The sequence below is a fragment of the Streptomyces sp. ITFR-16 genome (assembly GCF_031844705.1).
Lineage (GTDB): Bacteria > Actinomycetota > Actinomycetes > Streptomycetales > Streptomycetaceae > Streptomyces.
This window is the reverse complement of the sequence record NZ_CP134609.1, coordinates 6,300,409-6,313,481: the sequence shown is the minus strand read 5'-3', so window position 1 is coordinate 6,313,481 and position 13,073 is coordinate 6,300,409. Positions and strand designations below refer to the sequence as shown.

At 72.2% G+C, this 13,073-nt stretch carries 13 protein-coding genes; 7 read left to right on the top strand and 6 right to left on the bottom strand.

Going from position 1 to position 13,073, the window contains the following annotated elements:
• Positions 1–103: 103 nt before the first annotated feature.
• Entirely contained in the window at positions 104–1,180 is a 1,077-nt protein-coding gene (locus RLT58_RS27975) for an SCO1860 family LAETG-anchored protein (protein ID WP_311313136.1), read from the bottom strand.
• A gap of 346 nt (positions 1,181–1,526) precedes the next feature.
• On the bottom strand, positions 1,527–2,627 hold the full coding sequence (locus tag RLT58_RS27970) for an amidohydrolase family protein (RefSeq protein WP_311313135.1): 1,101 nt from the start codon (positions 2,625–2,627) through the stop codon (positions 1,527–1,529).
• A 158-nt stretch (positions 2,628–2,785) separates the two neighbouring features.
• Here RLT58_RS27970 and RLT58_RS27965 point away from each other — a divergent pair, with 158 nt between their 5' ends.
• The 6 genes from RLT58_RS27965 (at position 2,786) to RLT58_RS27940 (ending at position 8,582) form a co-directional block, all read left to right on the top strand.
• Positions 2,786–3,892 (top strand): pyridoxal-phosphate-dependent aminotransferase family protein, encoded by a 1,107-nt coding sequence (locus RLT58_RS27965; protein ID WP_311313134.1) that lies wholly within the window; start codon positions 2,786–2,788, stop codon positions 3,890–3,892.
• Between the two features lie 385 nt (positions 3,893–4,277).
• A complete protein-coding gene (ectA, locus tag RLT58_RS27960) occupies positions 4,278–4,742 on the top strand; it encodes a diaminobutyrate acetyltransferase (protein WP_399131686.1) in 465 nt (154 codons plus the stop codon).
• Between the two features lie 84 nt (positions 4,743–4,826).
• The gene (gene ectB / locus RLT58_RS27955) at positions 4,827–6,089 is read left to right on the top strand and encodes a diaminobutyrate--2-oxoglutarate transaminase (protein WP_311313132.1); all 1,263 of its coding nucleotides are present in this window, start codon (positions 4,827–4,829) and stop codon (positions 6,087–6,089) included.
• Positions 6,090–6,151: 62 nt separating this feature from the next.
• Positions 6,152–6,550, top strand: a complete 399-nt coding sequence (locus RLT58_RS27950) for an ectoine synthase (RefSeq protein ID WP_037691652.1) — start codon at positions 6,152–6,154, stop codon at positions 6,548–6,550.
• Positions 6,551–6,553: 3 nt separating this feature from the next.
• On the top strand, positions 6,554–7,447 hold the full coding sequence (thpD, locus tag RLT58_RS27945; protein WP_311313131.1) for an ectoine hydroxylase: 894 nt from the start codon (positions 6,554–6,556) through the stop codon (positions 7,445–7,447).
• A gap of 112 nt (positions 7,448–7,559) precedes the next feature.
• Positions 7,560–8,582, top strand: a complete 1,023-nt coding sequence (locus RLT58_RS27940) for a VOC family protein (RefSeq protein WP_311313130.1) — start codon at positions 7,560–7,562, stop codon at positions 8,580–8,582.
• A gap of 18 nt (positions 8,583–8,600) precedes the next feature.
• On the opposite strand, the gene RLT58_RS27935 is transcribed toward RLT58_RS27940, so the two are convergent.
• Positions 8,601–9,671 (bottom strand): alkene reductase, encoded by a 1,071-nt coding sequence (locus tag RLT58_RS27935; protein ID WP_311313129.1) that lies wholly within the window; start codon positions 9,669–9,671, stop codon positions 8,601–8,603.
• A 166-nt stretch (positions 9,672–9,837) separates the two neighbouring features.
• Between RLT58_RS27935 and RLT58_RS27930 the strand changes: the two genes are divergently transcribed.
• Entirely contained in the window at positions 9,838–10,332 is a 495-nt protein-coding gene (locus RLT58_RS27930; RefSeq protein WP_311313128.1) for a MarR family winged helix-turn-helix transcriptional regulator, read from the top strand.
• A 22-nt stretch (positions 10,333–10,354) separates the two neighbouring features.
• On the opposite strand, the gene RLT58_RS27925 is transcribed toward RLT58_RS27930, so the two are convergent.
• From RLT58_RS27925 to RLT58_RS27915, 3 genes are all read right to left on the bottom strand, one after another.
• Complete coding sequence (locus tag RLT58_RS27925) at positions 10,355–11,416, bottom strand: aminotransferase class V-fold PLP-dependent enzyme (protein WP_311313127.1); 1,062 nt, start codon at positions 11,414–11,416, stop codon at positions 10,355–10,357.
• A gap of 91 nt (positions 11,417–11,507) precedes the next feature.
• Positions 11,508–12,227: a DsbA family oxidoreductase gene (locus RLT58_RS27920; protein WP_311313126.1), complete on the bottom strand. Its 720-nt coding sequence runs from the start codon at positions 12,225–12,227 to the stop codon at positions 11,508–11,510.
• Between the two features lie 115 nt (positions 12,228–12,342).
• The gene (locus RLT58_RS27915; protein ID WP_311313125.1) at positions 12,343–13,047 is read right to left on the bottom strand and encodes a hypothetical protein; all 705 of its coding nucleotides are present in this window, start codon (positions 13,045–13,047) and stop codon (positions 12,343–12,345) included.
• Positions 13,048–13,073 lie beyond the last annotated feature (26 nt).

The following is a 13,073-nucleotide window of genomic DNA, read 5'->3' as shown; positions in this document are numbered from 1 at the left end:
CGGCCCCCCGGCCGCCCCCTCGGGCTTTCCCGCTCCCCCCGGCCCCCCTCGGGCCCGGTCCCGCTTCCCCCGCTTCAGCCCCCCGGCTCTTGTTCCCCCGGCGTCAGTTCTGTCCGCGCCGCCGGGCCACGACCATCGCGCCGGCGCCGACGGCGAGCAGGAGGGCCGCACCGCCCGCGATGTACGGGGTCGTGGAGCTGCTGCCGGTCTCGGCGAGGTCGGCGTCGACGGCCGCAGGTGCGTGGCCCGTGCCGGTCTGGGTCTTCACGTCGCCGCCCTTGTCGCTGGACGTGTCGCCCGATGCGCCGTTGGACGAGCCGTTGGACGTGTCGCCGCTCGTGGAACCGCCGTCGCCGGAGCCGCCGTCGGTCGAGCCGCCGCTGTCCGAACCGCCGTCGCCGGAGCCGCCGTCGGTCGAGCCCCCGTTGTCCGAACCGCCGTTGTGGCCGCCGCCCGTGCCGGATCCCTTCGGGGTCTCACAGGTGGCCTCGGCGAGCGTGACCTCACCCTGTACGTCCGCGACGTTCAGGTTGAGCGGGTTGACGGAGACCTTCAGCCGGAGCGCGACCGCGGCCGCCGTGCGTGAGGTGGTCTCGGTCTTCGACAGGTCGAGCGTCACCTTGCCCACCCCCGTCACGGCGACCTGGGTGGTGCCGCCCGCGGTGAGGGTGACGCGCTTGCCGAGCACCGACACATGGCCCAGCACATTGGACTCGGCGACCGGCTTGCGGCCCACCTCGCAGACCGCCTTGGAGGTGACCTTCTCGACCTCGACCAGGGAGAGCGCCGGCAGTCCGGGCACATGCACCCGCGCCTTCGCCACGTTGCTGTAGCCCTCGGCGCGGTGCTTGTCGACGGTCGCCTTCGCCGTGGCGACATCGGCCCGCAGGACGTCGACCGGCTTTCCGCCCTCCACCCCGTCGAGCTTCACGGTGAGCGCGGTCTGCTCGGCGCTCCTCGGCGCCTGCACCTCGTTGAGCGTGGTCTTCAGCGGCACATCGATCGTCTTGTTCAGGAGCGAGACGTCGAGTGCGGTACGGAGCACGACCGCGCTCGCCTTCCCGTCGCCGGCGGTCGTGGTGGTGGTCGCGGTGGTGGCCTGCGCGGGGACGGCGACCAGCAGGGCGACGGGTGCGGCGGCGACCGCCAGGGCGGCGAGGCGGAAGGTGTTGCTGTTCAAGATGGTGGAACCCCCACAAGAGACATGGAGCCGCCGGCGCCGTCCAATGGGGGACATCGCGGGCACCGGTGGCCTCGACTCCGTGAATCTTTACGCACAGAGGGTGAACTGGCGGACACCTGAGGTCAGTTCACTCCAAAGGGGAGTTTCCGTGCCTGTATTCGAATATCCCGGCACGTGCGTTCCTTGAGTTCACCCGTTCAACTGAGCGCATGGGGCTCACCGGGCCACTGCGCCGGAGTGTGCGGAAGAGGTTCAACGAGCGGACCGGGCCCCGGTAACTGCCGGTCAACACGGTGCCTCCAGGGCCGACGGCCGGCCCGGGGCACCTCCCGGGACACCCGGATCAGCCGATCACGCGCCCGTTCAGGACGACCCTGCGGGGGCCCGCGAGCACCCGGACGTCCGCCCGCGGGTCCTCGTCGTACACCACCAGGTCGGCCGGGGCGCCCTCCTGAAGACCCGGCCTGCCGAGCCACTCCCGGGCGCCCCAGGTCGTCGCGGACAGCGCCCGGAGCGGCGGGATGCCCGCCTTGACGAGCTCCGCCACCTCGTCGGCCACCAGCCCGTGTGCCAGCACCCCGCCCGCGTCGGTGCCGACGAAGACCGGCACCCCGGCGTCGTACGCGGCGCGCACGGTGTCGTAACGGCGCTCGTGCAGCCGGCGCATATGGGCCGACCAGCGCGGGTACTTGGCCTCGCCGCCCAGTGCCAGGGAGGGGAAGGTGGCGATGTTGACCAGGGTGGGGACGATCGCGACGCCGCGCTCGGCGAAGAGCGGGATCGTCTCCTGCGTCAGCCCGGTCGCGTGCTCGACGCAGTCGATGCCGGCCTCGACGAGGTCGCGCAGCGAGTCCTCCGCGAAGCAGTGCGCGGTGACCCGGGCGCCCAGGCGGTGCGCCTCGGCGATGGCCGCCGCAGCCGCCTCGCGCGGCCAGCAGGCCGTCAGATCGCCCGCCTCGCGGTCGATCCAGTCGCCGACCAGCTTCACCCAGCCGTCCCCGCGCCGCGCCTCCTGGGCGACGTACGCCACGAGTTCGTCCGGCTCGATCTCGTAGGCGTAGTTACGGGTGTAGCGCCGGGGCCTGGCGATGTGACGGCCGGCCCTGATGATCTTCGGCAGGTCCTCGCGGTCGTCGATCCACCGCGTGTCGGCGGGCGAGCCCGCGTCCCGCAGGAGCAGCGCCCCGGCCTCCCTGTCGTCGAGCGCCTGCTTCTCGGTGGTCGCCGTGTCGACGGCGCCGTGGCGGTCGAGCCCGACGTGGCAGTGGGCGTCGACCAGGCCCGGCAGGGCCCAGCCGGTGACGGTGACGGCCTCGTCGGCGCCGGGCGGCCGTTCGTACGTGATGCGACCGCCGACCGCCCAGAGCTCGTCCCTGACCTCCTCGGGACCGACGAGCACCCGCCCCTTCACCCGCAGCACCCGAGGCGCCTCGTGATCGCTCATGGACAGCACTGTACGAGGCACCGGGCCGGGTGCCACGCCGGGTCCCGGCCGGTGTGCCGGACGGGTCCGGGCCGCCCGGCGGGCGCTCGGTACCCTCGGAGCACGCCCGGTCCGCAGGCCGGGCCGCACACCGATCCGATCCCGAAGAGAGCACCACCGTGACGCACCCCTTCCTCGACCTGACCCCGCTCACCGCCGCGCACTTCGCGGCGATCGAGCGGCGGGTGGCCGCGCTGCTGGCCACCGAGCAGGACGTCGTCATCATGCAGGGCGAGGCGCTGCTCCCCCTCGAAGGCTGCATCAGGGGCGGCGCCCGGCCCGGCTCGACGGCGCTCAACGTCGTCACCGGGCCGTACGGGCAGACCTTCGGCAACTGGCTGCGCGACTGCGGCGCCGAGGTCGTCGACCTCGCGGTGCCCTTCCACACGGCGGTCACCGCGGAGCAGGTCGCCGAGGCGCTGGCCGCGCACCCGGAGATCGACTTCGTGTCGCTGGTCCACGCCGAGGCCGCGACCGGCAACACCAACCCGGTCGCGGAGATCGGTGAGGTGGTCCGGGCGCACGGCGCGCTGTTCATGCTGGACGCCGTCGCCTCGGTGGGCGCCGAGCCGCTGCTGCCGGACGCCTGGGGCGTCGACCTGTGCGTGATCGGCGCGCAGAAGGCGATGGGCGGTCCGGCCGGGGTCTCCGCGGTGTCGGTGAGCGCCCGCGCCTGGGAGCGCATCGCCGCCAACCCGCAGGCCCCGCGCCGCTCCTACCTGTCCCTGCTGGACTGGAAGGAGCGCTGGATCGACGGCGGCCGCAAGGCCCTGCTGCACGCCCCGGCCCAGCTGGAGATGCTGGCGCTCGAGGCCTGCGTGGAGCGGATCGAGGCGGAGGGCCCGGACGCGGTGATGGCGCGTCACGCGGCGGCGGCCGCAGCCACCCGGGCCGGTGCGGTGGCGCTGGGCGGCGGCCTGAGCCCGTATGTGCACGAGGCGCGGGACGCGGCGCCGGTGGCGACGACGCTGCGGACGCCCGAGGGGGTGGACGCCTCGGAGCTGGTCGCGCGGGCGCTCGCGGACGAGCCGTCGCTGCCGCTGATCGCGGGTGGCGGGGCGCTGTCCAAGGAGATGATCCGGGTCAATCACTACGGGGTGGATGCGACGCGGGGCGCGGTGCTCTCCTCGCTCGCGGCTCTGGGGGCGGCGCTGGCCGCTGCGGGCCGGCAGGTCGATCTGGAAGCTGCCCGCAGGGCCGTATCGGAAACCTGGCCGAGCGAATAAATTCCGGCACCATCCGCATATACGGGGAGCTGCTTTATTCCGAGCAGCTCCCCGTATTCTTCTGCCCGGTTTCCCCAGGGCTAAACACCCCGATTCCCGGAGGGTCGGACGCGGGTAATTCGATTGCGTCTCACGAGAGTTACGACCTTGTGACCGACTCCACACGGACGGCGTTATGCCGGAAAAATGTGGGTCAAATCGGAAGAAAGCGCAACGGTTTCGCGCCGGGGCGCGCACCCGCCTGATAACACAACGAGCCTCTCCACCCAACCCCTTGCCTCGATGCAATTTCAGAATTTGCTGGGTAAATTCAATTCGCATGACCGCCGCACCAGCAGATTTTGCACGTGCCCGAAGCGAATTCATCACGATCGACACCCCGCGAGTGGAGGACGGAGCCGCGATCTGGCGCATTGCCCGCGACTCCGAGGTCCTGGACCTCAACTCCTCGTACAGCTACCTGCTGTGGTGTCGTGACTTCGCGGCGACCTCCGTGGTCGCCCGCGACGAGACCGGTGTCCCGGTCGCCTTCGTGACGGGATACATCCGGCCCGACCGCCCGGAGACGCTCGTCGTCTGGCAGGTGGCCGTCGACCACGGCCACCGCGGTACGGGCCTGGCGGCGAAGCTGCTGGACGCGCTGACCGCACGCGTCGCCGCCGAGCAGGGGCTCGCCTCGGTCGAGACGACCATCACGCCGGACAACGCCGCGTCGGACCGCCTGTTCACCTCCTACGCGCGTCGCCACGACGTGGCGCTGGAACACGAGGTGCTCTTCGACGGCGGACTGTTCCCCGAAGGCACCCATCTGCCGGAAGTGCTCTACCGCATCGGCCCGTTCCACGCCTGAGCAGGCACTTCTCCGGCGGGCCCGAGCCCGTCGCAGTCACCCTTCACCGCCGCCCGTCACGCCCCCTCACGCAGGAGACCCGCTGTGACCATCACCCCGCCCGCCCTCAGTGTCTTCGAGACCCTGGAGTCCGAGGTACGGAGCTACTGCCGCGGCTGGCCCGCCGTGTTCGACCGCGCGCAGGGCGCCCGGCTGACCGACGAGGACGGCCACTCGTACCTCGACTTCTTCGCCGGCGCAGGCTCCCTCAACTACGGCCACAACAACCCGGTGCTCAAGCGCGCGCTGATCGACTACATCGAGCGCGACGGCATCACCCACGGCCTCGACATGGCGACCACGGCCAAACGCGCCTTCCTGGAGACCTTCCAGAATGTCATCCTTCGGCCGCGCGACCTGCCGTACAAGGTCATGTTCCCCGGCCCGACGGGCACCAACGCCGTCGAGTCGGCGCTGAAGCTCGCCCGCAAGGTCAAGGGCCGCGAGTCCGTCGTCTCGTTCACCAACGCCTTCCACGGCATGTCGCTCGGCTCGCTGGCCGTGACCGGCAACGCCTTCAAGCGCGCCGGCGCCGGCATCCCGCTGGTCCACGGCACGCCGATGCCCTTCGACAACTACTTCGACGGCCAGGTCCCCGACTTCCTCTGGTTCGAACGGCTCCTGGAGGACCAGGGCTCCGGGCTCAACAAGCCCGCCGCCGTGATCGTGGAGACCGTCCAGGGCGAGGGCGGCATCAACGTGGCCCGCGCCGAGTGGCTGCGCGCGCTCCAGGACCTGTGCCACCGCCAGGACATGCTGCTGATCGTCGACGACATCCAGATGGGCTGCGGCCGGACCGGCGGCTTCTTCTCCTTCGAGGAGGCCGGCATCGTCCCCGACATCGTGACGCTGTCGAAGTCCATCAGCGGCTACGGACTGCCGATGTCGCTCTGCCTGTTCAAGGGCGAGCTGGACATCTGGGAGCCCGGCGAGCACAACGGCACCTTCCGGGGCAACAACCCCGCCTTCGTCACCGCCGCCGCCGCGCTCGACGCCTACTGGGCCGACGGCCAGATGGAGAAGCAGACCCTGGCCCGCGGCGAGCAGATCGCGCAGACGCTGCTGGCGATCTGCGGCGAGGAGCCGGCCGCGCAGTTCCGCGGCCGGGGACTGGTCTGGGGCCTGGAGTTCACCGACCCGGCCCGCGCGTCGGCCGTGTGCGCCCGCGCCTTCGAGCTGGGGCTGCTCCTGGAGACCTCCGGCCCGCAGAGCGAGGTCGTCAAGCTGCTGCCGCCGCTGACCATCACCCCGGAGGAACTGGACGAGGGCCTGCGCACGCTGGCCCGCTGCGTCCACGAGACCGCCTGACCCGGGGCCGCCCCGGCGGCCCCGACGTACCACCGCCGCACAGAGAAAGGCACCGACCCACCGTGATCGTCCGATCGTTCAGTGACATCGAGAACACCGACCGGCATGTGAAGGCCGCCTCCGGAACCTGGGAGAGCAAGCGCATCGTGCTCGCCAAGGAGAAGGTGGGCTTCTCGCTCCACGAGACCGTTCTCTACGCGGGCACCGAGACCTCCATGTGGTACGCCAACCACATCGAGGCCGTGCTGTGCACCGAGGGCGAGGCCGAACTCACCAACGACGAGACCGGCGAGAAGCACTGGATCTCCCCCGGCACGATGTACCTGCTGAACGGGCACGAGCACCACACGCTGCGGCCCAAGACCGACTTCCGCTGCGTCTGCGTGTTCAACCCTCCCGTCACCGGACGGGAGGACCACGACGAGAACGGTGTCTACCCACTGCTGACCGAGGAGGGCTGAACCATGACCACCGAAGTACGAGCCGACCTGTACCCCTCGCGCGGCGCCGCCGAGATGACCACTCCCCGCCAGGACCCGGTCATCTGGTCCGCGCCGGGCGCACCGGGTCCGGTCTCCGCCAAGGACCTCCAGGGCTTCGAACGCGACGGGTTCCTCACCGTCGACCAGCTGATCACCCCGGACGAGGTGGCCGGCTACCACGCCGAGCTGGAGCGGCTGATCGCCGATCCGGCGGTGCGGGCCGACCCGCGCTCGATCATCGAGCCGAAGTCGGACTCCGTACGGTCGGTCTTCGAGGTCCACCGGCTCAGCGAGGTCTTCGCCCGGCTCGTCAGCGACGAGCGCGTGGTGGGACGGGCCCGTCAGATCCTCGGCTCGGACGTCTACGTCCACCAGTCCCGGATCAACGTCAAGCCCGGTTTCGGTGCCTCGGGGTTCTACTGGCACTCGGACTTCGAGACCTGGCACGCGGAGGACGGGCTGCCGAACATGCGGACCGTGTCCGTGTCGATCGCGCTGACCGAGAACTACGACACCAACGGCGGGCTGATGATCATGCCCGGCTCGCACAAGTCGTTCCTCGGGTGCGCGGGCGAGACGCCGAAGGACAACTACAAGAAGTCGCTCCAGATGCAGGACGCGGGCACTCCGTCGGACGAGGCGCTGACGAAGATGGCCGACCGGCACGGCATCAGGCTCTTCACGGGCGCGGCCGGTTCGGCGACCTGGTTCGACTGCAACTGCATGCACGGCTCGGGGGACAACATCACCCCGTACCCGCGCAGCAACGTCTTCATCGTGTTCAACAGCGTGGAGAACAAGGCCGAGGAGCCGTTCGCGGCGCCGGTCCGCCGCCCGGAGTTCATCGGGGCGCGGGACTTCACGCCGGTGCGGTAGGACGCGGCGCGTACGAGGGTTTCGGCGGGGGCGGCACGGGGACACCGTGCCGCCCCCCGCCGCCGTCATAACCTGCTGGACCCGGCTCCCGGCCCCGGGTGAGAGTGGGGCCATGACCTCACACGTGCACCACGTCACCGTCGACTGCGCCGACGCCTACGCACTCGGCTCGTTCTGGGCCTCGGTGCTGGACTCCTCCCTGGCCGACGACGACTTCCCCGGCGACCCCGAGGCGCTGGTGAACACCCCCGGCGCCGCCCTGCTGTTCGTCACCGTGCCCGAGCCGAAGAGCGGCAAGAACCGGGTGCACCTCGACATCCAGCCGGACGACCGCACCCGGGACGAGGAGGTCGAACGGCTCCTCGCGCTCGGCGCCACCCTGGTCGGCGACCACCGCAGGCCGAACGGGCGGGGCTGGGTGACGCTGGCCGATCCCGAGGGCAACGAGTTCTGTGTGGAGTGCGGTGCGCGCGAGCGGGCGGCGCTGACCGGGACCCGGCTGCCGGTCACCGCGGACGATGTGACGGAGGCCGTACGGCTGGCGGTCGAGGCGCTCGGGGCGTCGCCGGTGAAGGACTGGCACATCCCGGCGGGGACGCTCACCTGGGACTGCTGGGAGACCGTGGAGCATCTGAGCGACGATCTCTTCGCGTACGCGGTCCAGTTGGGCGCACCGCCGGCGGCGGACAGCGAGGTGCCGTTCCACTGGGCGGCCCGGCGCGAGGGCGGCCCCGCCAACTCCGTCTTCGCGGACCCGGCGTCCGGGACGGAGGGGCTGCTGCACACCCTTCGGGCCACGGGGGCACTGCTCGCGGCGATGGTGCGGACGACCGCTCCGGACCTCCGCTCCCACCATGTGTTCGGCGCGTCGGACGCGGAGGGCTTCGCGGCCATGGGGGTCGTGGAGACCCTGGTGCACGCCCATGACGTCGCCGAGGGCCTGGGCGTGGCCTGGACCCCGCCCCAGGACCTGTGCGACCGGGTGCTGGCCCGGCTCTTCCCCGGCGCCCCGGACGCGGAGGACCGGTGGACCGTGCTGCTCTGGTCCACCGGCCGCGCGGATCTGCCGGGCCGCGAGCGCGTCACCTCGTGGAGGTGGCACGGGGCCCCGCTGGAGGAGACCCCGCTGCCGTAGCCCGGGGCCTGCGCCGGATCAGACCTCCAGCGCCGGGTAGTCCGTGTAGCCGCGGTGGTCGCCACCGTAGAAGGTCGCGCGGTCCGGGGTGTTGTAGGGGCCGCCCGCGCGCAGCCGGGCCGGCAGGTCCGGGTTGGCCAGGAACAGCGCCCCGTAGGAGACGAGGTCCGTCACACCTTCCTCGACCAGGGCGAGGGCTTCGGGTCCGGTCGGGCCGTCGGTCGCCGGGTTGAGGACGAGCGGGCCGTTGAACAGCTTGCGCAGCCGTTCGGTCAGGGTGCGGTCGTCGGCCGTGCCCTCGACGAGGTGCAGATAGGCGAGCCCGAGCGGTTCGATCGCCTGCACCAGGGCGCTGTACGCGGCCTCCGGGGCGGGCTCGTGGATGTCGTTGTACGGGTTGCCGGGCGAGAGGCGGATGGCGGTGCGCGCGGCGCCGATCTCGGCCACGACGGCGCGCACGGTCTCCAGCGCGAACCGGTTGCGGCCCTCGGCCGAGCCGCCCCACGCGTCGGTGCGCACATTGGAGTTGGGCGCCAGGAACTGGTGGATGAGATAGCCGTTGGCGCCGTGCAGCTCCACTCCGTCGAAGCCGGCGTCGACGGCACGGCGGGCGGCGGCGGCGAAGTCGAGGACGGTCTCGCGGATCTCGGTGTCGGTCAGCTCGTGCGGGGTGACGAACTCCTTGGCGCCCTCATCGGTGAAGACCTGTCCGGTGGCGGCGACGGCGGAGGGGCCGACCGGGACGAGCCCGTCGGGCAGCAGGCTGGGGTGGCCGATGCGGCCGGTGTGCAGGAGCTGGACGAAGATCCGGCCGCCCGCGGCGTGCACGGCGTCGGTGACCTTGCGCCAGCCGGCGGCCTGCTCGTCGCTGTGCAGTCCCGGGGTACGGGGGTAGCCCTGGCCGACGGACGAGGGCTGGACGCCCTCGGTGATCAGGAGGCCGGCCGAGGCGCGCTGGGCGTAGTACTCGGCGGTCAGGTCCGTGGGTATGCCGCTCTCGCCCGCCCGGTTGCGGGTCATGGGCGCCAGGGCGATGCGGTTGGCGAGCGGGGTGCCGGCCAGGTCGAACGGATCGAACGCTGTGGTCATGGAGAGCCCCCAGGAGAGAGAGGTGGCCGGCCCGCCATAATTATGTGGTCGGCCAACCATCTGCGACGTCCGTCACTGTAGCGCATTTAATTGGCCGGCCAAGGTAAAGTCGGCACCCGGCCCGCCTCCCTGCCGCAGCCGGCCGCACCACCTCCGAGGAGTCCCGATGACGCCCGACCCCGCCGATCCCGCCTGTACCGAGCTGCCCAGCGCCGCCCGGGGCGGCCCGGTCAGCCATGCCGTCTCGCGGGTCGCCCGGCTCCACCGGATCGCGGCGGGCAAGCTGCTCAAGGGCGTGGGGCTCTACCCCGGCCAGGAGTTCCTGATGATGTGCCTCTGGGACGCGGGCGCGGTGCGGCAGTCGGAGGTCATCAAGGCGGTGGACCTCGACCCCTCCACGGTGACCAAGATGCTCCAGCGCCTGGAGCAGGCCGGGCATGTGCGGCGCAGCCCCGACCCGGCCGACCGGCGGGCCGTCCTGGTCGAGGCCACCGACGACAGCTGTGCGCTGCACTCCGACGTGGAGCGGGCCTGGACGGATCTGGAGGAGCACACCCTCGCCGGGCTGGACTCCGGCGAGCGCAGGGAGCTGGCCCGGCTGCTGGCCAAGGTCGAGGAGAACCTCTGCCGCGAGACGGCGGACTGCCCCGAGAACAGCTGACCCGCCGTCACCGGGCGCCGGTTCAGCGGGAGATCACGTCCAGCGCGCGGTCCACGTCCGCCTCGGTGTTGTACAGGTGGAAGGAGGCCCGCAGGTTGCCGGCGCGGTCGGAGACCATCACCCCGGCGCGCTCCAGGGCCGTCGCCCGGTCACCGAGACCGGGCACCCCGACGACGGCCGTCTCCCCCGGCACCGGCTTGTGCCCCAGCCCGGCCAGCCCTGCCCGGAACCGGGCCGCGAGGCCGGTGGCGTGGTCGTGCAGGACGTCGACGCCGATCTCGTTCAGCAGCGCGAGGGAGTGCTCGGCACCGTGGTACGAGAGGAACGCGGGCGGCTCGTCGTAGCGCCGGGCGTCGGGGGCGAGCGTCCGGACCGGCTCGTACAGGGCGTTCCACGACTCCTTCGCGGCGACCCAGCCCGCGAAGACCGGCGGCAGCGACGCCTGCGCCTCCTCGGTGACGGTGAGGAAGGACGTACCGCGCGGGGAGAGCAGGAACTTGAAGCCGCCGGTGACCGTGTAGTCGTACGCCCCCGCGTCCAGGGGCAGCCAGCCGGCGGACTGGGTGGCGTCCAGCAGCGTACGGGCGCCGTGGGCGGCCGCCGAGGCGCGCACGGCCGCCAGGTCGGCGAGCCGGCCGTCGGAGGACTGCACGGAGGAGAAGGCGACGAGCGCGGTGTCCGGGCGCACCGCGCCGGCCAGCTCCGCGAGCGGGACGTACCGCATCCGCAGGTCGCCCCGGACCGCGAACGGGCTGGTGACCGAGCTGAACTCCCCTTCGGGCGCGAGCACTTCGGCGCCGGCGGGCAGCGAGCAGGCGATCAGGCCGACATGGACGGCGACCGAGCTGCCGACGGCGACCCGGCCCGCGTCGACGCCGACGAGCCGCGCGAATCCGGCCCTGGCCCGGTCCACCGCGTCGAAGTCGCCCGCACCGGCCCGGCGGCCCGTGGCGTTCGCCTCGGCGAGGGCCCGCACGGCGTCGACGGTACGGCGGGGCAGCAGCCCGCAGCTGGAGGTGTTGAGGTAGGCGGTCTCCGGAGCGAACTCGGCGGCCACCGCACGGCTGAGCGAATCGATCGTCATGCGCCCAGCCTGAATGCCCCTTAACTCATAGTCAATTACCAAAAGTCAAGGGGCATACCCAAGCGACGCTTATGGGTGCGGACCGGCGGGATCAGGCCTGGGCGCCGGGCTGCGGCACCTCGCACGCCCCGTCGGCGTCGCACGCCGCCGCGTCCCCGCCGACCACCGTCAGGGGGCGGTCCTTCCACGCCTGCTCCAGCGCCTGCGCGAAGACCTCGGAGGGCTGGCCGCCGGAGATCCCGTAACGCCGGTCGAGCACGAAGAACGGCACCGCGTTGGCGCCCAGCTCGGACGCCTCGCGCTCATCGGCCCGGACCTCGTCCGCGTACGCCTGCGGGTCGGCGAGCACCGCCCGCGCCTCGTCCGCGTCGAGCCCCGCCTCGACGGCCAGGTCCAGCAGCACGGCGTCGTCGTAGACGGAACGGTCCTCGGCGAAGTTCGCCCGGTAGGCGAGGGTCAGCAGCTCGTCCTGGCGACCGCGCGCCTTGGCCAGGTGCAGCAGCCGGTGGATGTCGAACGTGCTGCCGTGGTCGCGGCCCTCGGTGCGGTAGCCCAGCCCCTCGGCCTGTGCGTTGGCCGCGACGTTCGCCTCCATCGACCGCGCCTCCTCGCGGGTGCGGCCGTACTTCTGCGCCAGCATGTCGATGACCTGGGCCGTGTCGCCCTTGGCCCGGCCGGGGTCGAGCTCGAAGGACCGGTGGACCACCTCGACCTCGTCGCGGTGGGCGAACCCCGCCAGGCCCTTCTCGAAGCGGGCCTTGCCGATGTAGCACCACGGGCAGGCGATGTCGCTCCAGATCTCGACGCGCATGACTCTTCTTCTCTCCGGACTCTCGGCGGCTGCTCACGCAGGGCGGAGGAACCCTCCGCTCCGTTGGGAACGCGATCCGGGGCCGGGTCATTCCCCCGGCCGGGCGCGGCACGCCTCAGAAGAGGGCGCGGTCCATCGGGCGCGGCAGGGGCTCCAGCGCACCGGCCTCGCGCAGCTTCAGATAGGCGTCGACGGCCGCCCCGGTGTCCCCGGGCGGGGCGAGGTCGAGGAGCACGCCGGGGCCGGTCAGCTCCTTGCGGACGGCGCCGACCCCGTCGGGGGCCTGCGCCGCGCGGCCCGGGGAGAGATAGCCGAGCCGGCCGACGCAGGGGTCGCCCACGCCGTAGCCCGCGTCGTCCTCCAGCGCGTCGAGGAGGTCGTCGTCGGTGACGTCGCCGATGTCCGGCTGCCAGACGTCGGCTACCAGGGCGAGCAGCGCGGCCTCGGGGACCTCGGCACCGTCCGGGGAGACGACCGCGAGCACGAGCGCCTGGATCAGGTACTCCGACTCGGCGCCCCCGCGCCCGGTGAGGTCGACCTCCCAGCCCGGTGCGGGTGTCGCGGCCAAGTGCAGTCCCGCCCCGTCCGAGGTCTGCGGGGAGTCGTGGTCGGCCTGGAGCTCGGCGCGCAGCTCCTCCGTCCCGGGGACCAGGGGTGCGGGACGGCCCGACGCCCGGTGGCGGATCCAGGCCCAGTCCTGGCCGGGGCCGGCCACCGGGAGCAGTCCGGGCAGGGCGTCCAGCATCGCCTTCCAGCGCCCCGCGAGCTGCGCGGGCGACTCCCGCCTCGGCCCCCAGAAGCCCCGCACCACACGTCGCATGTCCTGCCTCCACCGTCGAGAGCCGT

Excerpts from the sequence above, each read along its gene's own strand:
- thpD (WP_311313131.1), top strand. The coding sequence starts at position 6,554 with ATGACCACCGAAGTACGAGCCGACCTGTACCCCTCGCGCGGCGCCGCC.
- RLT58_RS27970 (WP_311313135.1), bottom strand. The coding sequence starts at position 2,627 with ATGAGCGATCACGAGGCGCCTCGGGTGCTGCGGGTGAAGGGGCGGGTG.
- RLT58_RS27935 (WP_311313129.1), bottom strand. The coding sequence starts at position 9,671 with ATGACCACAGCGTTCGATCCGTTCGACCTGGCCGGCACCCCGCTCGCC.
- RLT58_RS27925 (WP_311313127.1), bottom strand. The coding sequence starts at position 11,416 with ATGACGATCGATTCGCTCAGCCGTGCGGTGGCCGCCGAGTTCGCTCCG.
- RLT58_RS27915 (WP_311313125.1), bottom strand. The coding sequence starts at position 13,047 with ATGCGACGTGTGGTGCGGGGCTTCTGGGGGCCGAGGCGGGAGTCGCCC.
- RLT58_RS27940 (WP_311313130.1), top strand. The coding sequence starts at position 7,560 with ATGACCTCACACGTGCACCACGTCACCGTCGACTGCGCCGACGCCTAC.
- RLT58_RS27920 (WP_311313126.1), bottom strand. The coding sequence starts at position 12,227 with ATGCGCGTCGAGATCTGGAGCGACATCGCCTGCCCGTGGTGCTACATC.
- RLT58_RS27930 (WP_311313128.1), top strand. The coding sequence starts at position 9,838 with ATGACGCCCGACCCCGCCGATCCCGCCTGTACCGAGCTGCCCAGCGCC.